The sequence below is a fragment of the Rhizobium sp. CRRU65 genome, assembly GCF_048551595.1.
Taxonomy (GTDB): domain Bacteria; phylum Pseudomonadota; class Alphaproteobacteria; order Rhizobiales; family Rhizobiaceae; genus Rhizobium; species Rhizobium leguminosarum_J.
Map to the genome: position 1 here is coordinate 1 of NZ_JBLYZH010000016.1, position 20,295 is coordinate 20,295.

21 protein-coding genes are annotated in these 20,295 nt (G+C 61.9%); 9 read left to right on the forward strand and 12 right to left on the reverse strand.

Translation table 11 applies throughout. From position 1 onward, the window contains the following. Positions 1-177: 177 nt before the first annotated feature. The 3 genes from ACM5SV_RS26995 to ACM5SV_RS27005 form a co-directional block, all read right to left on the reverse strand. Complete coding sequence (locus ACM5SV_RS26995) at positions 178-1,032, reverse strand: metallophosphoesterase (protein ID WP_222018309.1); 855 nt, start codon at positions 1,030-1,032, stop codon at positions 178-180. Positions 1,033-1,144: 112 nt separating this feature from the next. Further along, positions 1,145-1,822 (reverse strand): HAD family hydrolase, encoded by a 678-nt coding sequence (locus ACM5SV_RS27000; RefSeq protein WP_222018311.1) that lies wholly within the window; start codon positions 1,820-1,822, stop codon positions 1,145-1,147. Positions 1,823-1,947: 125 nt separating this feature from the next. After that, the gene (locus ACM5SV_RS27005) at positions 1,948-2,550 is read right to left on the reverse strand and encodes a superoxide dismutase (protein ID WP_113547066.1); all 603 of its coding nucleotides are present in this window, start codon (positions 2,548-2,550) and stop codon (positions 1,948-1,950) included. Between the two features lie 225 nt (positions 2,551-2,775). Here ACM5SV_RS27005 and ACM5SV_RS27010 point away from each other — a divergent pair, with 225 nt between their 5' ends. The 3 genes from ACM5SV_RS27010 (at position 2,776) to ACM5SV_RS27020 (ending at position 4,656) form a co-directional block, all read left to right on the forward strand. Then, complete coding sequence (locus ACM5SV_RS27010) at positions 2,776-3,102, forward strand: hypothetical protein (protein WP_012756615.1); 327 nt, start codon at positions 2,776-2,778, stop codon at positions 3,100-3,102. A gap of 107 nt (positions 3,103-3,209) precedes the next feature. Next, positions 3,210-3,863 carry a class I SAM-dependent methyltransferase gene (locus ACM5SV_RS27015; RefSeq protein WP_222018313.1) on the forward strand — a complete coding sequence of 218 codons (654 nt, stop codon included), beginning with the start codon at positions 3,210-3,212 and terminating at the stop codon, positions 3,861-3,863. Between the two features lie 61 nt (positions 3,864-3,924). Next, complete coding sequence (locus tag ACM5SV_RS27020) at positions 3,925-4,656, forward strand: sulfite exporter TauE/SafE family protein (protein WP_017993391.1); 732 nt, start codon at positions 3,925-3,927, stop codon at positions 4,654-4,656. 27 nt (positions 4,657-4,683) lie between these two features. Here ACM5SV_RS27020 and ACM5SV_RS27025 read toward each other — a convergent pair whose 3' ends face one another. Then, positions 4,684-5,028, reverse strand: a complete 345-nt coding sequence (locus ACM5SV_RS27025; protein ID WP_012756612.1) for a nuclear transport factor 2 family protein — start codon at positions 5,026-5,028, stop codon at positions 4,684-4,686. A 333-nt stretch (positions 5,029-5,361) separates the two neighbouring features. On the opposite strand from ACM5SV_RS27025, the gene ACM5SV_RS27030 reads away from it, so the two are divergent. Continuing rightward, positions 5,362-6,603, forward strand: coding sequence for a multidrug efflux MFS transporter (locus tag ACM5SV_RS27030; protein WP_222018315.1), 1,242 nt, complete (start codon positions 5,362-5,364; stop codon positions 6,601-6,603). Here ACM5SV_RS27030 and ACM5SV_RS27035 read toward each other — a convergent pair. After that, the gene (locus ACM5SV_RS27035; protein ID WP_221973324.1) at positions 6,600-7,220 is read right to left on the reverse strand and encodes a TetR/AcrR family transcriptional regulator; all 621 of its coding nucleotides are present in this window, start codon (positions 7,218-7,220) and stop codon (positions 6,600-6,602) included. The two genes, ACM5SV_RS27030 and ACM5SV_RS27035, sit on opposite strands and share 4 nt — an antisense overlap. Before the next feature lie 115 nt (positions 7,221-7,335). On the opposite strand from ACM5SV_RS27035, the gene gstA reads away from it, so the two are divergent. After that, positions 7,336-8,019, forward strand: coding sequence for a glutathione transferase GstA (gstA, locus tag ACM5SV_RS27040; protein ID WP_222018317.1), 684 nt, complete (start codon positions 7,336-7,338; stop codon positions 8,017-8,019). Positions 8,020-8,054: 35 nt separating this feature from the next. On the opposite strand, the gene nadE is transcribed toward gstA, so the two are convergent. From nadE to ACM5SV_RS27060, 4 genes are all read right to left on the reverse strand, one after another. Then, positions 8,055-8,888, reverse strand: coding sequence for an ammonia-dependent NAD(+) synthetase (gene nadE, locus ACM5SV_RS27045; RefSeq protein ID WP_222018319.1), 834 nt, complete (start codon positions 8,886-8,888; stop codon positions 8,055-8,057). A gap of 346 nt (positions 8,889-9,234) precedes the next feature. Further along, the gene (locus tag ACM5SV_RS27050; protein WP_221964002.1) at positions 9,235-10,440 is read right to left on the reverse strand and encodes an adenylate/guanylate cyclase domain-containing protein; all 1,206 of its coding nucleotides are present in this window, start codon (positions 10,438-10,440) and stop codon (positions 9,235-9,237) included. A gap of 30 nt (positions 10,441-10,470) precedes the next feature. Beyond that, positions 10,471-12,090 carry an MDR family MFS transporter gene (locus tag ACM5SV_RS27055; RefSeq protein WP_222018321.1) on the reverse strand — a complete coding sequence of 540 codons (1,620 nt, stop codon included), beginning with the start codon at positions 12,088-12,090 and terminating at the stop codon, positions 10,471-10,473. 137 nt (positions 12,091-12,227) lie between these two features. Beyond that, positions 12,228-13,481 carry an HlyD family secretion protein gene (locus ACM5SV_RS27060; RefSeq protein WP_222018323.1) on the reverse strand — a complete coding sequence of 418 codons (1,254 nt, stop codon included), beginning with the start codon at positions 13,479-13,481 and terminating at the stop codon, positions 12,228-12,230. 137 nt (positions 13,482-13,618) lie between these two features. Here ACM5SV_RS27060 and ACM5SV_RS27065 point away from each other — a divergent pair, with 137 nt between their 5' ends. Beyond that, positions 13,619-14,521 carry a LysR family transcriptional regulator gene (locus ACM5SV_RS27065; RefSeq protein WP_222018325.1) on the forward strand — a complete coding sequence of 301 codons (903 nt, stop codon included), beginning with the start codon at positions 13,619-13,621 and terminating at the stop codon, positions 14,519-14,521. 166 nt (positions 14,522-14,687) lie between these two features. Further along, on the forward strand, positions 14,688-15,233 hold the full coding sequence (locus tag ACM5SV_RS27070; RefSeq protein ID WP_222018327.1) for a hypothetical protein: 546 nt from the start codon (positions 14,688-14,690) through the stop codon (positions 15,231-15,233). A gap of 194 nt (positions 15,234-15,427) precedes the next feature. Here the strand turns inward: ACM5SV_RS27070 and ACM5SV_RS27075 are convergent, their stop codons facing one another. After that, positions 15,428-16,315 carry a branched-chain amino acid aminotransferase gene (locus ACM5SV_RS27075; RefSeq protein WP_222018330.1) on the reverse strand — a complete coding sequence of 296 codons (888 nt, stop codon included), beginning with the start codon at positions 16,313-16,315 and terminating at the stop codon, positions 15,428-15,430. Between the two features lie 248 nt (positions 16,316-16,563). On the opposite strand from ACM5SV_RS27075, the gene ACM5SV_RS27080 reads away from it, so the two are divergent. Next, positions 16,564-17,607, forward strand: coding sequence for a zinc-dependent alcohol dehydrogenase family protein (locus tag ACM5SV_RS27080; RefSeq protein WP_222018331.1), 1,044 nt, complete (start codon positions 16,564-16,566; stop codon positions 17,605-17,607). 314 nt (positions 17,608-17,921) lie between these two features. Here ACM5SV_RS27080 and ACM5SV_RS27085 read toward each other — a convergent pair whose 3' ends face one another. Beyond that, complete coding sequence (locus ACM5SV_RS27085; protein ID WP_222018333.1) at positions 17,922-18,740, reverse strand: sugar phosphate isomerase/epimerase family protein; 819 nt, start codon at positions 18,738-18,740, stop codon at positions 17,922-17,924. 443 nt (positions 18,741-19,183) lie between these two features. On the opposite strand from ACM5SV_RS27085, the gene ACM5SV_RS27090 reads away from it, so the two are divergent. Continuing rightward, positions 19,184-19,651: a cupin domain-containing protein gene (locus ACM5SV_RS27090; RefSeq protein WP_041935483.1), complete on the forward strand. Its 468-nt coding sequence runs from the start codon at positions 19,184-19,186 to the stop codon at positions 19,649-19,651. A gap of 69 nt (positions 19,652-19,720) precedes the next feature. Here ACM5SV_RS27090 and ACM5SV_RS27095 read toward each other — a convergent pair whose 3' ends face one another. After that, complete coding sequence (locus ACM5SV_RS27095) at positions 19,721-20,230, reverse strand: AAA family ATPase (protein ID WP_222018335.1); 510 nt, start codon at positions 20,228-20,230, stop codon at positions 19,721-19,723. Between the last annotated feature and the right edge of the window lie 65 nt (positions 20,231-20,295).

Here is a 20,295-nt window from a genome sequence, read left to right on the forward strand (position 1 = left end):
GTCAAAACCCGCCGGAAGCCGCTCGCGCACTTCCGGCCAATGATCCAAAACCTCAGGACGAATCTTCATCCAAAGCTTGAATCACAACCAGATTCCTTATGTCCAGGGCTAAACCTAGCGCATATGAGGGTTAGGGTGAGGGGCAGCCACTCGCGCAAACCAAACAATAGCAGCAGCCTATCGCAACCTAAAAGCCAGCGTGCGGCTCACCTCGCGTCCGAAGCCGCGGATTTCGATTCTGGAGGCATAGACCTCGACGATCGCAAAGGCGTTTTCCATCTCGGTGTCAACCACGCCCTTGAAATTGACGAAGTGGCAGGCGCCGGCCATGCCGTAGTTGCCGACGTGGTCGTGGCCGTTGAGATAGGCGACGACATTGCTGCTGGAGGCGAGCAGCGCGGCAATGCGTTCGCTGTCCCACATGCCGTGCTCACTGGGCGGATGCACCGGATAGTGATTCATGACGATCACCTTCTCGCCGGCCGCAGCCGCTTTTGCGATTTCATCGCCGAGCCAGGCGAATTGTTCGTCGCTCAGCGCGGCATTCCAGCGATGGGCATTCCTCGCACCTTTTGCCTGCAGCTCCGCCAGCATCTCAGCGGCAAGGGCGCGATGAGGATGGCCTTCGGGCGGCGCGAAGATGCTGACCTCGTTGCCGTCGAGCACGACAAAGCGCCAGCCGTGGCGCACGAAACTGTAATAGGGCGACGGCATGCCGAGACGCGCGGCGACTTCGGACAAGTGTCCTGCAGAGACCGAGAAATCGTGGTTGCCGAGCAGGAAGAGCGCTTCGTGCCTGAGCGTCTCATAGACCGGCAGGATATCGTCGAAGCTTGAAAATCTGCGGTCGATGACATCGCCGAGCGTCATGACGAAGCTGAGCTGCTCGCCGTTGAAGACCTCGATCGCCGCGGCGACCTTGGCGAGGCTGTTGGCATAATAGCGATCCATCGCAATATGCGGAGCGATCGCCGCATATTGCGGGTCGGCGATGATGCCGAAACGGAATAGGGAAGGAGCGGAAGAAGACATGGGGCGTGATTAGGAGCGGCCAATGACAGGAATGTGACGGCGTCCCAAAGCATGGTCGAAATGCGTCAACTGCTGAGATCCCCAAAGTGTGTGATCGCCCATTCCGACGCACTCATGTCGCTTGGAGCGTATCGATCAAGACAGCAAGAACGTCGTGTAAATTTGGTGCGACATATGCACATAGACTTTGAGTATCCTGCGCTGGCTGAACGAGGTCGGGTACCATTATGGTCATCAGGCCGGCGCGAGATGCTGAAAGCACGCCGTTGCGGGAATCCTCAAGTGCAACACAACGGCTGGGGTCTACCCCTAACCGGCTTGCAGCTTTCAAGTACGGCTCCGGATGAGGCTTTCCCGCCGTATAGTCTCCGCGGGCGATGATGTATCTAAAGCGATCTCTCAGATTCACCGCCAGCAGATGACTGAGCACTGTGTCATGGTCTGAGGAGGTAACGATGGCCCACGGAAGTTGAATCTCTTCCAACCAGTCTAGCATTTCGATGACCCCAGGCTTGAGGCGAAGCTCTGTTGCGACCATCGTCTGAAACTGATCCGAGGCCTGTTTCCACAAGTCCTCAATGGCAATTTCTACACCAAGATGCATGCCCAGAAGCGCCTTGGCTGACGCGCTCGGTAGTCCAATCGTTTCCAGATAGGCGGACACCGGGATTTTAAACCCGTTTTCTTCAGCGGCCTTGATAATTGCGTCCCGATACAAAGCCTCGGTATCAAAAATCAAGCCATCCATGTCGAACAGTACAGCTTCGGGCTTATATTGAAGATGCTTCATCTGTTGAGGATCTCACAAAGATCTCGCGACTGATCGTAAAACGAAACACCCGGCGTTTGAGGCGCCGGGTGCTGAGTTCGAAGATTCGGACGACATCGCCGCCATGGCGGCGAGTCTGGTACCGCTTACTTCGTGGCTGCTTCGTAGCGTTCCAGGACGTAGTCCCAGTTGATCAGGCTATCGACGAAGGCCTCGAGATATTTGGGGCGGGCGTTGCGATAGTCGATGTAATAAGAGTGTTCCCAGACGTCGACGCCGAGGATCGGGGTGGCGCCGTGAACGAGCGGGTTTTCGCCGTTCGGGGTCTTGGAGATTTCGAGCTTGCCGTTCTTGACGGAAACCCAGGCCCAGCCGGAGCCGAACTGGGTGGCGCCGGCATTGGCGAAATCGGCCTTGAACTTGTCATAGCCGCCGAGATCGGAGGTAAAGGCCGCTTCGAGCTTGCCCGGCAGCTTGTTGCCGCCGCCGCCCTTCTTCATCCACTTCCAGAAATGGATGTGGTTGTAATGCTGGGCCGCGTTGTTGAAGAGGCCGGCATTGGTGCCGAAGGACTTCTTGACGACGTCTTCGAGCGAGAGGTCCGAAAGACCGGCTTCGGCGGCGAGCTTGTTGCCGTTGTCGACATAGGCCTTGTGGTGCTTGTCGTGGTGGAACTCCAGCGTTTCCTTCGACATGAAGGGAGCAAGCGCTTCGTAGTCATAGGGAAGTTCAGGCAATTCGAAAGCCATGTCAGATCTCCTCTTGGCAATAGATTGCGTCTCGGCAGGTGAGGCGGAACATAGGAGGGGAAAGGGGGAGAGGCAACCGGCGAATTATCAAAAAACGACCGGCCGGAGGAAAATTTGCCTCAGTTGCAGGGTTGGAGTCGTGCGTAGAAATCGCCTGGGCAAATCAATGGGAATACCCGCCCCGAAAACCACTTTGCCCATTATGGAGATCAACGGAGACCCGATATGAACAGGAAAATAATCCAGCCTCTCACTGCCGCCGTACTGCTTTGCCTGGCAGGTGCGGCGCATGCCTCCTCCGATGACGCCTGGAAGCAGCTCGCCGTTGACGTCGAGGCTAAATGCAAGAAGGCAGCGGTCACGATCGAAAAGCCCAGCGCCACCGTCGATCCCTTCGGTAGTTCGCATTACGGGCTTGCCCTTGTGATAGGCAAGCCGAAGGGCGCCAAGGGGTTGATCGCCCAGATCTGCGTCTACGACAAGCAAAAGAAAACCGTCGAGATCGGCAGCGAGCTGGACGCCAAGACGCTCGGTCTCATGCCCGCAAAATAGGCCGCTATGAGGCTGCTCACCAAGCTGGTTTGTGCCTTGGGTCACATTTCTGGGGAACCGAAGCCTCCCTCAAGAGTTGAAAACCTGGGCTTTTAGGGAGGTGCGGCATGTCAGAGCTTCGCAGCAGGGCGGACGATCAGCAAAAAATCTATCAGCGCTGGGCACCGGTCTATGACCGGGTCTATCGCGGCATCCTGCGCGATGGCCACCGCAAGCTTGCAGCCCTCGCCGCTGCGGCCGGCACCGACATCCTGGAGATCGGCGTCGGCACCGGCCTGACGCTCGGGCATTACCCGCGCCACTGCCGGGTGACCGGCATCGACATTTCCGAACACATGATCGCGCGGGCGTGTGAAAAGGCGAAACGCGAAAATCTTGAGCACGTGCAGGCGCTGGAGGTGATGGATGCGCATGCGCTCACCTTTGCCGACCGGTCTTTCGATGGGGTCTGCCTGCCCTTCGTCATCACGCTCATCCCCGAACCCGAACGGGCACTGGACGAATGCGCCAGGGTGCTCAGGCCGGGCGGCGAGATCATCCTCGCCAGCAAGCTTGGCGACGGCGCCGGTCTGCAGGGCGCGATCGAGACGGCGCTGGCGCCGCTGGTGCGTCACATCGGCTGGTCCTCCGCCTTCCGCATTCACCGCATCGTCGCCTGGGCCGAGCGCCGCGGCGACTTTGCCGCTGCCGATATCCTGCCGGTCTTTCCGAACGGCTTCTTCAAGATCATCCGGCTGAAGCAGCGCGGACTTGCCGGCTGAGACCGGAACTTTTTTCCCCGCGTCGCTTATTCTGATGCTACCGTTCGCCTGAGGGGACTGCATGACATCGGATATCTTCTTTTTCATCGTCGTGGGTTTCTGCGCGCAGATCGTCGACGGCGCGCTTGGCATGGCCTTCGGCGTACTGTCGACGACGAGCCTTCTCGCCTTCGGGGTGCCGGCGGCCAATGCCAGCGCCATGACGCATGTGGCGGAAATGTTCACCACCGCCGCCTCGGGCATCTCGCATGCCTATCATCGCAACGTCGACTGGCGCCTGGTGGCGCGGCTTGCACCGGCCGGCATGATCGGCGGCGCGATCGGCGCCTATCTGCTGGCCAATATCGACGGCAAGGCGATCGCGCCCTTCGTGTCGGCCTATCTGATCGCGATCGGGCTGGTGATCCTCTACAAGGCCTTTCGGCCACCGCCGAAGCGGGATGTTCGCGATTGGATGGTGCCGCCCGTCGGATTTTGCGGCGGCGTGCTCGATGCGATCGGCGGCGGTGGATGGGGTCCGATCGTCACCAGTTCGCTCGTTAGCCGCGGCCATGACCTGAAACGGGTGATCGGCTCGACCAATTTCACCGAATTCGCGGTGACGCTGACGATTTCCCTGACCTTCATGCTGACGCTCGGCTGGTCGGAGCTCAATTCGGCGATCGGCCTGATCATCGGCGGCGTCATCGCCGCCCCCTTCGGCGCGATCCTCGTCAAACGGCTGCCGGTGCGGCCGCTGATGGTGGCGGTGTCGATGATCATCATCGGCACGTCGGCGATACGGATCCTGTAAAGAGCTATCGCCATCCCGGCCGGGGGATCAGAGATTCCGGCCGAAATAGACATCCACGGAGGCGATCTTGTCGCCGCGGAAGCGAAGGCTCTCGATGTTGCGGAAGCTGCCACCGTCGCGTTTTTCCGCACGGTAGCGGACGACCGCCTCGTCGCCGTCGATCGCCAGGAATTCGATGTCAAAGCCGCGGAAGACCGGCTCCTTCGGCCAGCAACGCTCGAAATAGGTCGCCCGGTCGATGTGGTCGTCGCGCGGACTGGAGAAGGTGAAATCCTCCGTCAACATGGCGCCGACAATATCCTTGCGATCGTCGAGATAGGCGGCGTAGAGCTGACGGACGGTCTGCTCTCGGGATGTGCACATGTCGCTCATGGCAATGTCCTTGGATTAACCGATTGCATCATGCAATCGGTCCTGTTCTAGCACTTTTGCCCGAGAGGGTCCAGATTGCGGCTCTCATTTCGATAGACAGGTCACCGATGCGAAAGCGCTGTCTTGAAGGATGGGCCATAGCGCGGTTATATCAGTGCGTGCCCGCCCTGGAACGGCGAGCGCATGCACCGCTACGGCCTATGCGCTCGACCTCGAAAAGCTCGATCTTCAGGACAGTTTCACCCGCGCCGATCTCCTCGCCGCGGCAAAGGGCACATCGTTTCATCAGGCGTGCGGAACTTCGCCCGCGCGATCAATGCCGGGGCAGAGAGAATGACCGATACGCAATTGGACGCCGCCAGCGCCAGGCCGGGCTCGATCTACTGGAAGCGCAATCTCACCATCTCGCTGATCGGTTCCTTCACCACGATCGTGGCGATGACGCTGCTGCTTCCCTTCCTGCCGCTCTATGTCGAGGAGCTCGGCGTCAGCGACCATGCTGACATCGTGCAATGGTCGGGCATCGCCTATGGCGCCACCTTCTTTGCCGCGGCTCTCGTCGCGCCACTCTGGGGTCGGCTCGGCGATATCTACGGCCGCAAGCTGATGCTGGTGCGCGCCAGCTTCGGCATGACGCTGGCGATCTCGCTGATGGGCATGGCCGGCAATGTCTGGCAGCTGGTGGCGCTGCGCCTCTTCGTCGGGCTTGCCGGCGGTTATGCCTCCGGCTCGATGGTGCTGGTGGCGACGCAGACGCCGAAGGACCGTTCGGCCTGGGCGCTCGGCGTGCTCTCCTCCGGCATCATGGCCGGCAATCTCGTCGGGCCGCTGATCGGCGGCGCGCTGCCGCCGATCATCGGCATCCGCGGCACGTTCCTCGCCGCCGGCGGCATGATCTTCCTCGCCTTTCTCGCCACGGCCTTGCTGATCAAGGAAGAGAAATCGCCGGCCCGCAAGCAGGCGGCCAAGGCCAGCGGCGGCTGGAAATCCATTGCCGACAAGCGGCCGGTCATCGCCATGCTGGCAACCGGCATGCTCTTGATGTTTGCCAATATGTCGATCGAGCCGATCATCACCGTCTATGTCGCGCAGCTGGTGCCCGTCGAATCCCAGGTGACGATGGTATCGGGCGTCGTCATGTCGGCGGCCGCCCTCGGCAGCATTCTCTCGGCCTCATGGCTCGGCAAGCTTGCCGACAGGATCGGCCATTGGCCGGTGATTGCAGGCGCGCTCGCCGTCGCCGGGCTGCTGCTGATCCCGCAGGCCTTCGTCACCAGCGCCTGGCAGCTGATCATCCTGCGTTTCCTGATGGGTGTGGCGCTCGGCGGGCTGCTGCCCTGCATCGCCGCGGTCATCCGCCACAGCGTACCTGACAGTGCGGCCGGCAGCATTCTCGGGCTTTCGATTTCCTCGCAATATGTCGGCCAGGTGGCTGGCCCCATCCTTGGCGGTTTCGTCGGCGGGCATATCGGCATGCGGGCAGTCTTCCTCGGCACCTCCGTGCTGCTTGTCGCAGGTGCGGCCTATGCCTGGATGGTACGGCCGAGAGATGCGGAGACTCGGGAGTCGACCTAAGGATTATTGGCGCTTCCGCAGATCAGCTCGACGCCTGACCGGGCGATCGCTTCCAGCGTCTCGCGGCTGTCGCCGGCGCGGGCGCGGACGGCGAGCGAATGCATGACGGCGGAGGCGAGCCTTGCAAGCATCTGCGGATCGGCGCTTTCCGGAAGCTCGCTTCTTTCCACGCCAAGCCGCATGCGCTTTTCGATCTCGTCGTCGAAATCGTTGAGGCTGCGGCCGAGCACCTCGCGGACCCGCTCATGCTGGACCGCCTCGACCGATGCCGTGCCGATCAACAGACAGCCGCGGGCCGCGGTTTCACCATGCAGATAGATCGCCAGCGCGCCGGCATAGACGCGGGCGATATTGTCGCGAAGCGGCAGTGAGGGGTCGAGCGCCTCGGCGAGCGTATTCATGCCGTCCTGCCGATAGCCCTCCAGCGTATCGAGATAAAGATCCTCCTTGTCGCCGAAGGCGCCGTAGAGGCTCGGGCGGTTGAGGTTGGTCGCAGCACTCAGATTGTCGAGCGAGGCGGCGGCAAACCCCCTGTCCCAGAAGACATCCCGTGCCTTGCCGAGCGCCGCCTTGGTGTCAAAAGCCCTCGGGCGGCCCCGCTTCTTCTCGTCTTTCATATTTGTACCGTTTCGCATTAAATTCTTGACGAGAGTCATTTTATGCGAAACAGTACAGATATTCAACACTGTCGGCCGGCGGCATCGACCGCCTCCGCAAGGAGAGGAAACCGGAATGAAACTTTACATGCACGCAGCCGCCTGTTCGCTTTCGCCGCACATCATCTGCCGCGAGCTCGGGCTCGATATCGAGCTCGTCCAGGTCGATCGTCAGACCTACAGGACGAGCACCGGCGAGGATTACCTCGCGATCAACGGCAACGGCTATGTGCCGGCGCTGGTGCTCGACGATGGCAAGGTGCTGACCGAGGGGCCGGCGATCGTGCAGTTCCTCGCCGACAGCGTGTCCGAAGGGGCAGCCTTGTTGCCTGAGGTCGGCAACATCCGCCGCAACGAGGTGCAATCCTATCTCAACTTCATCACCGCCGAGCTGCACAAGCCGATGGTGCTGCTCTTCAATCCGACTTATTCCAGCGTTCATGGGGAAGTCCGCGCGCTGATATCGAAGCGGCTCACCTGGCTGAACGGTCGCCTTGCCGGACCCTATCTCACCGGCGATGCCTTCACGGTGGCGGATGCCTATCTCTTCGTCTGCCTGAACTGGTCGCCCTGGACCGACATCGATCTCAAGCAATGGCCGGCGCTGCACGGCTTCATGGCCCGGGTGGCGGCACGACCGAAGGTGCGCGAGGCGCTGCAGGCCGAAAACCTCGAGGCCTTCGATGCCGACGGCGTCTATTTTGCGCCACACGCCTATCTCGCCTCATCAGGACGGACCGGCTCGCCGGTCAGGCCGTAAACGCGAGGTCGGCCACACCGCGACACGGATGGGCATCAGAGGGCGTTGACGGCGACCGGCAGGGCACGCTTGTGGCCGGTCGCCCGATAGGCGGCAAGGATGCGGCGGCGGGCGATCTCGCCGACCGGCTTGCCTTCGAGGAAATCGTCGATCTCGTCATAGCTGACGCCATAGGCCTCCTCATCGGGGCGCAGCGGCCGCTGGTCCTCGAGATCGGCTGTGGGCACCTTGAAGACCAGCTCGTCCGGGGCGCCGAGCCGCTTTGCCAGCAGGCGGACGCGGCGCTTGTTGAGGCCGGCGAGCGGCAGGATATCGGCGGCGCCATCGCCGAACTTGGTGAAGAAACCCATGACCGCCTCGGCCGCATGATCGGTGCCGATGACGAGGCTGCCAAGCGCCCCGGCAAGGGCGAATTGGGCGATCATCCGCTGGCGCGCCTTGATATTGCCGAGGATGAAATCCTGCCGGCCGGCATCGGCAAAGGCGAGGCCGCCGTCCTGCGCGGCGGCAAGCATCGCATCCGCCGGCGCCTTGATATTGACCACCATCGAGCGGTCGGCGCCGATCGTTTCCAGCGCCCTTCCCGCATCCGCCTCATCCGCCTGGACACCGTAGGGAAGGCGCACGGCAATGAATTCGGCCGCATGGCCGCTGTCACGCAGCTCGCGCACCGCCTTTTGAGCCAGCAGCGCCGCCGTCAGCGAATCGACGCCGCCGCTGATCCCGAGGACGTAGCCGCGCATGCCCGAGGCGACGAGATAATCCTTGAGAAAAGCGGTTCGCCGTTCGATCTCGCGCTCAGGGTCGATATCGGCGGCGACACCCAGTTCGCGGATGATCTCGCCTTGTTCGTCGAACAGCACAGTCATAAGCCTCTTCCTCCCCGCTTACGGAATTTCGGCGCCACTATGGCGAAAAGATGGGGGAAGACGAAACCGTTTCGGGCAAACCTGCCATGCATTTTATGCAAGTGGGCGGTTTGGTATCTCGGTGGCTGCAGCACCCCCCCTCTGCCCTGCGGGGCCCCGGGGTCGAGCCACGGGTCTCGAACCGTCCTTCGGACCCCCCACAGGTCGGGAGATCGGCAGGAAGCCATGCCTCGCCCTGAATTCGCGATTCATGTGGCGGCAGTTGTTTGGCAAAGCCATCGCGCCCATCCAATCTCCCTCCTTGTGGGGGAGATGCCCGGCAGGGCAGAGGGGGGTGGACTCCCGCCTACCGCACAATCGTAAACAGCTCCACCGGATCGGCAAACCCCTTCAGCCCGTGCGCCCCGACCGACACCACATCCCCTGCCCCCGCTTCGTCGCGAAACGGCGCCGACATCAGCAGTGCCTCTCCCAGTTCGCTGCAGGCGGTCTGGATACGGCTGACCAGATTGACGTCGCCGCCGATCAGGGTGAAGTCGAGGCGGCGGCCGGAGCCGACATTGCCGTAGCTGACCTCGCCATAATGCAGGGCGATGCCGGCTTTGACTCCGATGCCCTCGTACTGGAAATGGTCGATCTCCTCGAGGATGGCGCGGGCCGATGCCAGGGCCGCGCCGCAGGAATGGGCGGCATCATAACCCGGGAAGAAGGCGAGGACGGCGTCGCCCATGAATTTCAGCACTTCGCCGCCCTCGCGGGTGATGGCCGGCACGATCCGGTCGAAATAGGCATTGAGCAGGCCGAGCACGGTGCTGCCGGGCAGCCGGTTCGACAGCTCGGTAAAGCCGCGCAGATCGCAAAGCAGCAGGGCTGCCTCCATCGATTCGATCTCGTCGCGGCGGATGCGGCCGGCCAGGATGCGGCTTGCCGTCAGCGGGCCGATATAGGTATCGAGCAGGCTGAGCTCGACCTGGCGAAGGATGCGCAGTTCGCTGGTGTTGCGCAGCGCCGGCAGGATGCGCTCGATCACCTCGCGCTCGGAGGCGGTGAAGCCACCCGGCCGCTTCGTACCGAAGACGGCAGCGCTGACCGGGCCGTCGACATTGCAGAGCGGCGCAATGACGAGCTGCATCAGGCCGCGATCGGCGAAGACATCGATATGCTGCCAGCGGCCATGCACGCTTTCTCTGGTATCGACGACCAGCGGCTCGCGGGTTTCCATGACCTTGCGCAGCGGCGTATTTGATATGGCGACGCGCGCGCCGTGTTCCCGATCATGGATCTCGACCGGCTCGCCCGGCGCCCAAGCGATGGTGCGGCCGATGAACTCGGGATGCAGCGTCATCAGATGCAGGGTCAGCCGGTCGACTGGCACGCCGAGCGCCTGAAGCCGCCGGCCGAGGCCGGAGACCAGCCCCGCTTCGTCGAGCGCGTGGCATTCATCGCCGGAGAGCCACTCGATGATCGAGAGCAGTGCGCCGATGCTGACGGCATGGCCGGCGGTCTTCGTTGGGAGCCTGTCGGTATCGGGAGCATAGATCGCAGTTGTCATGGCTTTCTCCTCCTTGAGGGAGGCAGGGCGCTAGTGGGCGCCGCCGCCGGAGAGTTGACCGGGTTTTCTCAGAAGCAGGCTTGCAAGCAGGGCGACGACGAGGGCGACGCCGAGCAGGAAGAAGGTGTCGCTGAAGGCCATGATATTGGCCTGTTTGCGTATTTTGAGCGCGATGGCGACGACGGCCTTATGGCCGGCGAGCGCCTGATCGCTGACACCGTGGCTCATGAAATAGCCGGTGAGCCTGGCGATGCGATCGCGGGTGGCTTCCTCGAAGATCGAGACCGAGTGGGTCAGGATATTAGAGTGGAACTGCTCGCGTTTCGACAGGAAGGTTTGCAGCGAAGCGATGCCGACGGCACCGCCGAGATTGCGCATCATGTTGAAGAGCGCGGACGCCGAGCCGGCATTTTCTTGCTCGATGCCGGCGGTGGCGATTGCCGAAAGCGGCGTGAAGACGAGCGCCTGGCCGATGGCACGGACGATGTTCGGCCAGAACAGCTGGTCGCTGGCATAATCGCCGGTCATGTGGACGTTCATGAAGTTCGAGGCGGCAAAGAGGGCAAAGCCGACGACGATCAGCAGGCGGACATCGAAACGCTTCATGAGCTGCGGCACCAGCGGGATCAGCAGCAACTGCGGGATGCCGGTCCAGGCGAGAACCATGCCGATCTGCTCGGAATTATAGCCCTGAATGCGGGTCAGATAGATCGGCAGCACGAAGACCGAGCCGTAAAGCGCAATACCGAGCAGGAAATTGGCGACGATGCCGAAGCCGAAGTTGCGGCGCACCAGCAGGCGCAGGTTCAGCAGCGGATTGGCGGTCTTCAGCTCGATGATCAGGAACAGCGTCAGCGAGACGGCGGCGATAACGGACAGGCGGAGGATGAAATCGGAGCCGAACCAATCTTCCTTGTTGCCCTCTTCCAGCACGGTCTGCAGGGCGGCGAGGCCGATTGCCATGGTGATGATGCCCGGCCAGTCACCCTTGGCGAGCAGCTCCAGGTTCATCGGCGCGCGGTCGAGCGAGACCCAAAGCAGGCCGACCATCAGCGCGCCGGGTACCAGGTTGACATAGAAGATATGTTCCCAGCCCCAGTTCTCGGTGAGATAACCGCCGATCGTCGGGCCGATCGCCGGCGCGAAGGTGGCAGACAGGGCAAAGAGCGCGAGGCCGATCGGCTGCTTGGCCTTGGGCAGCAGGGTGATGATGATGGTGAAGGCCATCGGGATCAGCACGCCGCCGGAAAAGCCCTGAATGGCGCGCAGGATGATCATCTGCTGCAGATTGGCCGCGAAGGCGCAGGCAACGGAGAAGATGAGGAAGAGGATGGCGTTGGTGAGCAGGTAATTGCGGAGCGAGAAGACCCGCGCCAGCCAGGCGCTGAGCGGAATGACGACGATCTCGGCGATCAGATAGGAGGTCGAAATCCAGCCGCCGTCATCGGTGCCGGCGCCGATCGCGCCCTGGATATCGGCAAGCGAGGCATTGACGATCTGGATGTTGAGGACGGCCATGAAGGCACCGAGCGTCGAGCCGACAACGGCTGCCCACATGCGAAGTGGGCTCATCGCCGCAGGTGTCGCGGGCGCTGCAACGGCGGGGGGCGCCAGCGCATTGCTGTTGGCTGCGATCTGAAGAGTGGCCATGGCTTATCTCCTTCCAGCTCTCGCGGGAAACTTTCTCATGACGGGGTTCGGGTGATCATTCAGGGAATGATCGGGATCATCCAGGAATGATCGGTATCATTCGGCAAACTAGCGAAGGATCATCCAGCGTGGCTGGATTATCCCTCCCCGGCTGTTCCAGGGGCTTGGGCAGGCTTGGTCTCGGCAGCTTGGGTCTGGGCAGCCTTGGTATCGATTTCCGGCTCGACCGACATGCCCGAGCGCAACAGGCCGCTCAGCGCCTCGTCGTCGATGACGATCTTGACCGGGATGCGCTGGACAATCTTGGTGAAATTGCCGGTGGCATTGTCCGGTGGCAGCAGCGAGAATTCCAACCCGCTTGCCGGCGAAACGCTGTCGACATGACCCTTGATCGAGATATCGGGAAAGCTGTCGACCTTGATCTCGACCGACTGGCCGGGGCTGATATAGGTCAACTGCGTTTCCTTGAAATTGGCGACGACATAGACCGCATGCAGCGGAACGACCGCCATCAGCTGCGTGCCCGAGGTGACATACTGGCCGACCCGGATAGACCGGGCGCCGACCGTGCCGTCAACGGCGGCGACGATATCCGTATAGGAGAGGTTGAGCTCTGCCTGCTGGGCGGCGGCGGCCGCACGGTCACGCTGGGCAACCGTCTGTTCACGCTCAGTCTGCAGCACCGGCACCTTATTCTGAGCCGTGACGAGGGCTGCCCGATCGCGCTCGACGGCGGCAGCGGCCTGGTCGCGGGCCGACTGGGTCTGTTCGGCGCGAGACTGGGTGCCGGCGCCGTTGGTGATCAGGCGGGCCGAGCGGGCGGCATCGGATACTGCGAAATCCAGCGATGCCTGCGAGGCATCGACCGTCGCCCTCGCCTGCTCGATGACGGACTGCTGCAGGGCGATCTGGGCATCGATATTGGTGATGGCGGCTTCCGCTGCCTTCACATCGGCCGTGGCCTGCGACAGCGCCGCCTGGAAGTCGCGGTCGTCGATGCGGGCGAGAACCTGGCCGGCCTTGACCGCGTCATTGTCGTTGACCAGCACCTGGCTGATATAGCCGGCGACCTTCGGGGCGACAGTGGTGTAATCGGCCTTCACATAGGCGTCGTCGGTGGATTCGATGAAGCGGCCGACCGTCCAATAGCGGTAGCCGAAATCGCCGGCGAAAGCGACGCCGGCAAGCAGTAGGGCGGCGATGACGGCGCGCTTGACGATGCGACGGCCGGTCTTTTTGGGAGCACCCGCGACCGGTGCGTCCGCAATCGGCGCTTCGGCGACAGGCATGGCAGGCGCCTCGGCGACGGGCGCCTTGGCGGCTTCCTCGGCCAGAATCTGCTCGGCCTTCCTCGCACCTTCGAAAATGTCCTTGCGGGGTAACTCGACCATCGTAATTCTCCTTCGTCCTGGCCTGCTCTGTGAGAGGCCGTGTTTGACGAGAGGGAAAATGCACCCTGACATTTATTTTGATAATCTGCTTATATCGGGAAGGATCATCAACTCTCAGCGGATAATCCGAGGGCAATATGGATCGGCTGACAAGCCTCACAGTCTTTGGCCGGGTGGTGGAATGCGGTGGTTTTTCCGCCGCCGCGCGCCGGCTCAACATGTCCGTCACCATGGTTGGCAATCACGTGCAGTCGCTGGAGGACCGGCTCGGCGTGCGACTGCTCAACCGCACGACACGCAAGGTCAGCCTGACGGAAACCGGCAAATATTACTATGAGCGCTCTTTGCAGATCCTGGCCGAGCTAGATGAGGCGGACCGGACGGCCGGCGCGCTCAGTACGACGCCGCGCGGCACGCTGAAGGTCTATACCAGCAGCGCCATCGTGCGTTTCCTGCTGCCCGTCGTCAGCGAATTTATGGAGCTCTATCCGTCGATCTCACTCGATTTCAGCGTCGGCGAGCGGATGGTCGACATGATCGAGGATGGCTACGACCTGGTGATGCGCACCGTACCACCGCCGGATTCTTCGCTCGTCGCGCGCAAGCTGACGCCCTGGCGCCATATGCTCGTCTGCTCGCCGGCCTACTTCGAGAGCCATCCGATGCCGAAGACGCCGGCCGAGGTCGCCGATCACAATTGCCTGCAATATGCTTACTACCCCTATGGCGACGAATGGCGCTTCGAGGATGGCGAAGGCAAAAAGGAGAGCGTCAAGATCAGCGGCAATGTCGTCTCAAACAGTGCCGAGATGCTGCGTTTCCTGACGCTGACCGGACGGGGCATCTTCCTGGCGCCGAGTTTCGTGGTGTTCGACGACATCGCCGAAGGGCGGCTGGTGAAGATCATGCCGGACTACCGGCCGATCGAATTCAACATCAACGCGGTCTATCCCAACCGCAGCCATCTCCCGACCAAGGTGCGGCTGTTCATCGACCTCTTGGCGGAGAGATTTGCGGAACATCGGAAGTGGATGACGTGAGGGGCAATTTTACATTGGAGGTCACCCTTCACTGCAACACAGCGGAATTCGGCAGCAATGCCGTTCGGCCCCAAAAATGCCTCGACTTCGCTGGACACCATTCGACTATGAAAAACAACAGGATGGTGTGTCGGCTGTGCCCATAGATATTTGGAATGTTCGGCGAATGGTCATCGCCGCTTTTCTTGGCATCGCGTGTGCAGCTTACCATCGCGCCTTGGATTTTTGGCCGCTTGATTCGGCCAATGGGCTACGAGGACTCTTGGATCTATTGGGAGGGCCGCTGCTCGTTCTCTCGGTCGCGGGCATACTGTTCGTTTGGTTTATCGGCGCATTAGTCGCGTTATTTCGTCGTCGTATCCGTGGAATGGCGAGTCGTCTTATTGCTATCATCATTGTTCCGGTTTGTTTTGGGACGATGATCACCGTGCCTTTGTTCGATCCTTGGCTATGGTACGTCATTTTCAATAAATCGCGTTTCGAAGCGTCGGCAGCCGCGAGTGGCTCTGCACAGAACGGTACGATCATTGAGGGGCGCGACGTTTCGACAGGGATCGCCGGCGCGGGTTACAATCATTTTGTCGCTCTCATCTTTAGCGAAAGCGATCCGCCCAAACTGGTTTATGGCGACAGCGAGGAAGAAAAATTGGCAGCCAATTCGGTGCTGACGCACCTCTACGGCAATTTCTACAGGCGAGATGAGTACTTTTGACGACCCTTGCGTGAACTGAGAGGCTGCGGCTATCCCCCTTCGCCCCGCAAGCGGGGAGAAGGTGCCGGCAGGCGGATGAGAGGCGGGCTGGGCTCTGATCCGCCGAACCGCTGCAGCCCTGCGCTTGCGCTTCGGGCGTTCGTCGTTGCAATCGATTCACTGGATCGATTGCTCCCGCTTCGCGGGACCTCTCCTCACTCCTCGCTCTCGCTCCTTCCGAAGGCCCAGTCCATGTAGAGTTCCAGCGCCTTGCGGGTGACCGGGCCTTCCTGCAGGTCGCGGCCGTCGAGGCGGGTGACGCCGACGACTTTGGAGTAGTTGCCGGTGGTGAAGATTTCGTCGGCTGCGAGGAAATCCTCGACCGAGAGCGTTGCTTCATGCACGTCGAAACCGGCCTTGCGAAGCAGGCCGATGACGCGGGCGCGGGTGATGCCGGCGAGGAAGGTGCGGTTGGCGGCCGGCGTCATCACTATGCCGTCCTTGACCATGAAGACATTGGAAGAAGCGGTTTCGACGACGTTGCCGTTGAGGTCGCGCACCAGCGCATTGTCGAAACCGCGGCTGCGGGCTTCGGCGATCATGCGGCCGCTGTTTGGATAGAGCGAGCCGGTCTTTGCCTCGGTCATCGCCGTTTCCGGCGACGGGCGCCGATAGGGCGAGACAGTGAGGCTGGTGCCGCCATGACCGCCCATCGGCGCCTCGAACAGGCAGAGCGCGAAGCGGGTCGATTCCCCGTCGACGGCGACGACGCTGCCGGGCGAACCGTGTTCGCCCCAGTACATCGGCTTGATATAAATCGCCGTGGCGCCATCGAATTTCGCAACGCCTTCCCAGGCGAGCGCTACGATCTCCTCGGCCGATTTCACCGGCTTCAGGCCCATGGCAAGTGCCGAGCGATTGATGCGCTGGCAATGCAGGTCGAGATCCGGCGCGATGCCGTCGAACCAGCGGGCACCGTCGAAGACCGTGGAGCCGAGCCACATGGCATGGGAGGTCGGCCCGATCAGCGGCGGATTGCCGGGGAGCCACTCTCCATCGACATGAGTCCAGGTGGTTGAACGGGGTGTTGTATCGACTGCCATGATGGTTTCCTCCTGAAGCCGGAGAAGGAAAAACCGCCGCCGTAAGCCGGGTCAAGGACAAATCCCGAGCGGAAACACGGAAGCAAGAAAATGCCGGGGAATGCCGCCAGGCCGCAATATTCGTGCGCAGCAACGGCAGCTTCATCGATGGGTGCATCAGCAAAAATGATGGAATGGAATGTTGGAATGGCTGGCTGCCGCATGCGATGATGGGCGCAACAGCGGATAAGCAGCAAGGAAAGACGCCGATGAAAGCCATGTTCTACGAAGCCTTTGAACAGGCGCCCGAAATCCGCACCGTTGCCGATCCGACGCCGGCCGAGGACGGTGTAGTCATATCCGTCGGGGCCAGCGGGCTCTGCCGCAGCGACTGGCATGGCTGGATGGGGCACGATCCCGATATTCGCCTGCCGCATGTGCCGGGACACGAGCTTGCCGGGCGGATCGTCGCCACCGGCCGCGGCGTGATGCGCTTCAAGGTGGGCGACCGGGTGACCGTGCCCTTCGTTTCCGGCTGTGGCCATTGCAGCGAATGCCATTCCGGCAACCAGCAGGTCTGCCCGAACCAGTTCCAGCCGGGCTTCACCCATTGGGGGTCGTTCGCTGAATATGTGGCGATCGATTATGCCGACACCAATCTGGTGCACCTGCCCGATACGATCGACGATGCGACGGCGGCAAGCCTCGGCTGCCGCTTCGCCACCTCGTTTCGCGCCGTCGCCGACCAGGCCCGCACCGGGCCTGGCGAATGGATCGCCGTGCATGGCTGCGGCGGCGTCGGTCTGTCGGCGATCATGATCGCCACGGCGCTCGGAGCGAATGCGATCGGCATCGATATATCCGAGGAGAAGCTCGCCTTCGCGCGGGATTGCGGGGCAGTGGCGACGGTCAATGCGTCAGGCGTTGCCGACGTGGCAGAAGCGGTGCGCGAAATCACCAAGGGCGGCGCGCATGTCTCGATCGACGCGCTCGGCCATCCCGTCACCTGCTTCAACTCGATCAAGAACCTGCGCCGGCGCGGGCGGCATGTTCAGGTGGGGTTGATGCTCGGCGAGCATGCGACGCCGCAAATCCCGATGGCACAGGTGATCGGCCACGAGCTGGAAATCTACGGCAGCCACGGCATGCAGGCCTGGCGCTACGACGCCATGTTGTCGATGCTTTCGGCCGGCAAGATCGCGCCGCAGAAGCTGATCGGACGCCGCGTCAGCCTCGAGGAGGCCGTGCCGGCGCTGATGGCGCTCGACAAGGCTGAGGCCACGGGGATCAGCGTGATTACCCGGTTTTCATGAGGGAGCTCCGCCCTGCCCTCCTGTGACGAGCAAAGGTGAGCGAGCAAGCGGGTTTCGTCTGATATGTCTTGCTCCTACTGAGAAGAAGGGAACCAAGGCGCTGCCACGAATCTCTTCTCCCCAGCGGGGAGAAGGTGCCGGCAGGCGGTTGAGGGGGTGAGTGGCGAAGCCGCGAATGCACGGAGCGCAAGCGAAGGGCAAGGAATAGTGAAGGTTGTGCCGTGTGGCCCCCTCATCCGACCCTTCGGGCCACCTTCTCCCCGCTGGGGAGAAGAGGGCGCCAGCCCAAATGCCCAGAGAACAAACAACAGACCTTATTCAGCCACCCCAATGGAGGCGAGATAGGCCGCAGAAGCCGGGATCTTCGACTTGTCCTTGATCTCGATGATGAGGCGCGGATTGCTTTCGAGTTTGGCAAGGGCCGCGAAAACGGCATGCCAGTGGATCGAGCCTTCGCCGAGGCTCCAGTGGCGGTCGGCATATCCGTCGGCATCCTGCAGATGGACATGCTGGAGGCCATTGCCGGCGGCCTTGACGTAATAATCGACCGGCGGAGCACCGGTATAGCCGTGGGCATAATGGGCGTGGCCGGTGTCGATCGAGACGGCGACGGCGGGCGAGTTGAAGCTTTCGGCAAGCGCCACGCGAATATGCGGATCCTTGTCCTCGATGTTCTCGATCACCATGGTGCAGCCGATATCCTCGGCGCGCCTGATGGCGTCGCGCAGGGTCATGTGCGTGCGCTCGGCCAGGGCTTCGCGGGCGCCGGCATTGTCGTCGAGATTGTTGTAGGACCAGGACGTATAAGGGCTGTGGATGACCATATGGGTCGCGCCGATGGCGGCGCAGACATCGAGGCCCTGCAGCAGGCGCCGGGTGACGATGGCGCGGATATCGGGATCTTCCGAGGCGATGGTGAAGCCCCAGAACGGGCCGTGAATGCCGAGGCGGCCGCCATGACCGTCGAGAAGCCTTCTGGCGCGGGCGGCGAGCGGCGCCCAGTCGCCGTTCAGAACCTCGGCATCGACGAAGCTCTGCAATTCGAGATCGCGGGACTTTTCGAACAGCCAGTCACGGTGAAGTTCGACTTCATCGAGCGTCATGGCGGCGCCGACGACGGGAAGAGAGGACATGAATGCGCTCCATCAATGTGAATGATCATGTGAATGCCGGGACGGCGCGGAAGGACAGCCCCAGGGAAGGCCAGGAACAGCCGCCGCGTTCTATGCGCTCCTTCTGTGTCGGCGGTATTACAGGCGCCGAGCCTTTTGAACCCTTCCGGCCTCAGTCATTTCCGCATAGCTGATGCGGCATTGCCGGACCTTGCGGAAACGCCCCGAAGTACCGATATCGGCCCCGACAGTCTCGTGACGTAGTGGCGCGCGAGCCGCGCTGAACTCTTGGCAACGGAGCCGCTTGTTCATCGCTTCGGCCGATGTCGCGGGCTTCTTTGAAAGCGTTCGGCGATGGCACCCCCAACAACAGGGCGGGTTGTCAAAGACGGCGCAAAGGTCTAACGGCTGCGCCCGCAAGAAAAAGCCCATAAGAAGAAGCCCTGTAAGAAAAAGAAAGAGACATGATGTCCAACTCATTTGTGAAAATGCCTGCGAGCGACGAGGCAAAGCGGTTTTTCGTCCTCGGTGACCGGGTCGAGCGGCGGCTCCGGATCAGCGGAGCCTGGCTCAATATCTTCGACGTCACCGTGCCATCAGGCAGCCGGACGCCGAAACATGCGCATGCGAGCCCCGAAGTGTTCCGCATCCTCGAGGGACGCCTGACGATCTGGCGCCTGAGCGACAGCGGCCCCGAAGAGATCGAGGCCAGCGCCGGCGACATCGTCACCATCCCTCCCTTCATGGTGCACGGCTATTCCAACCGCGGAACCGTCCCCGTGGTCTTTTCTGCGATCGTCGATCGGGACATGGCCGAGTTCATCGAAGCGGAAGGCGCGACCGAGCCACCGAAGGCCAGCCCTTCGGCTGAAACCATCGCCCGCATGACGGCGGCTGCCAATGCCTATGGGATCACCATCCTCGCGGCGTGACGGCGCGCGTGCGTGGTAGCGCGTGGTGTCGCTTTTCGGACGACATCATGCGTTTCTTCGTCGGTTCTGCTAGGCTTTTGGCGGGAGCGATTTCAATCGGCTCACCAGTTCCTCCAAAGCGGCTTCGACCGTTTTCGAAGCCGTATCGATGACGATTGCATCGGGCCATTCGTCATAGGCTCTTTCGGAAGTCTCTTGCCATGTCGGCTTCACCAGACCTTCGACGTCGGTGAGGCGCGTTTCAGCACGCTTGCGGTGCTCGGCTTTATCCGAGCAAATGACCTCGACCTCCGCCGCTGTCACCCCGGCCGCTTGCGCGACTGAACGCCATGCTGCCCGGGTTATCCGAAGCGGGTTGACGGAGTCGGCGATAACGGTCCTGCCAAGGGTCAGATTGTCTCCGGCAATACCGTAAGCCACGATATAGCCTGCAGGCCCGGCATCATCGGCAATTCCGGAGGCACGGATTGCCTGCTCGATGGTATCGACGCGCACATGGACCGCATTCAACCGCTCAGCCAAAGCGCGGGCGATCGTCGTCTTTCCACTGCCAGGCAGACCACCGAAGATAATGAGCATCGTCACCTCGTCGTTTTTGGAGAGGCTCCACGAGAACGTCAGAGCAGCTCACGGTCAACGCAATA

What these genes read in the sequence shown, in the direction of transcription:
- ACM5SV_RS27020 (WP_017993391.1), top strand. Translation starts at nt 3,925, where the DNA reads ATGACATCGGATATCTTCTTTTTCATCGTCGTGGGTTTCTGCGCGCAG.
- ACM5SV_RS27055 (WP_222018321.1), bottom strand. Translation starts at nt 12,090, where the DNA reads ATGGCCACTCTTCAGATCGCAGCCAACAGCAATGCGCTGGCGCCCCCC.
- ACM5SV_RS27015 (WP_222018313.1), top strand. Translation starts at nt 3,210, where the DNA reads ATGTCAGAGCTTCGCAGCAGGGCGGACGATCAGCAAAAAATCTATCAG.
- ACM5SV_RS27005 (WP_113547066.1), bottom strand. Translation starts at nt 2,550, where the DNA reads ATGGCTTTCGAATTGCCTGAACTTCCCTATGACTACGAAGCGCTTGCT.
- ACM5SV_RS27075 (WP_222018330.1), bottom strand. Translation starts at nt 16,315, where the DNA reads ATGGCAGTCGATACAACACCCCGTTCAACCACCTGGACTCATGTCGAT.
- ACM5SV_RS27025 (WP_012756612.1), bottom strand. Translation starts at nt 5,028, where the DNA reads ATGAGCGACATGTGCACATCCCGAGAGCAGACCGTCCGTCAGCTCTAC.
- ACM5SV_RS27060 (WP_222018323.1), bottom strand. Translation starts at nt 13,481, where the DNA reads ATGGTCGAGTTACCCCGCAAGGACATTTTCGAAGGTGCGAGGAAGGCC.
- ACM5SV_RS27030 (WP_222018315.1), top strand. Translation starts at nt 5,362, where the DNA reads ATGACCGATACGCAATTGGACGCCGCCAGCGCCAGGCCGGGCTCGATC.
- ACM5SV_RS27090 (WP_041935483.1), top strand. Translation starts at nt 19,184, where the DNA reads ATGATGTCCAACTCATTTGTGAAAATGCCTGCGAGCGACGAGGCAAAG.
- nadE (WP_222018319.1), bottom strand. Translation starts at nt 8,888, where the DNA reads ATGACTGTGCTGTTCGACGAACAAGGCGAGATCATCCGCGAACTGGGT.
- gstA (WP_222018317.1), top strand. Translation starts at nt 7,336, where the DNA reads ATGAAACTTTACATGCACGCAGCCGCCTGTTCGCTTTCGCCGCACATC.
- ACM5SV_RS27070 (WP_222018327.1), top strand. Translation starts at nt 14,688, where the DNA reads ATGGTCATCGCCGCTTTTCTTGGCATCGCGTGTGCAGCTTACCATCGC.
- ACM5SV_RS27095 (WP_222018335.1), bottom strand. Translation starts at nt 20,230, where the DNA reads ATGCTCATTATCTTCGGTGGTCTGCCTGGCAGTGGAAAGACGACGATC.
- ACM5SV_RS27080 (WP_222018331.1), top strand. Translation starts at nt 16,564, where the DNA reads ATGAAAGCCATGTTCTACGAAGCCTTTGAACAGGCGCCCGAAATCCGC.
- ACM5SV_RS27065 (WP_222018325.1), top strand. Translation starts at nt 13,619, where the DNA reads ATGGATCGGCTGACAAGCCTCACAGTCTTTGGCCGGGTGGTGGAATGC.
- ACM5SV_RS27010 (WP_012756615.1), top strand. Translation starts at nt 2,776, where the DNA reads ATGAACAGGAAAATAATCCAGCCTCTCACTGCCGCCGTACTGCTTTGC.
- ACM5SV_RS27050 (WP_221964002.1), bottom strand. Translation starts at nt 10,440, where the DNA reads ATGACAACTGCGATCTATGCTCCCGATACCGACAGGCTCCCAACGAAG.
- ACM5SV_RS27000 (WP_222018311.1), bottom strand. Translation starts at nt 1,822, where the DNA reads ATGAAGCATCTTCAATATAAGCCCGAAGCTGTACTGTTCGACATGGAT.
- ACM5SV_RS27085 (WP_222018333.1), bottom strand. Translation starts at nt 18,740, where the DNA reads ATGTCCTCTCTTCCCGTCGTCGGCGCCGCCATGACGCTCGATGAAGTC.
- ACM5SV_RS27035 (WP_221973324.1), bottom strand. Translation starts at nt 7,220, where the DNA reads ATGAAAGACGAGAAGAAGCGGGGCCGCCCGAGGGCTTTTGACACCAAG.
- ACM5SV_RS26995 (WP_222018309.1), bottom strand. Translation starts at nt 1,032, where the DNA reads ATGTCTTCTTCCGCTCCTTCCCTATTCCGTTTCGGCATCATCGCCGAC.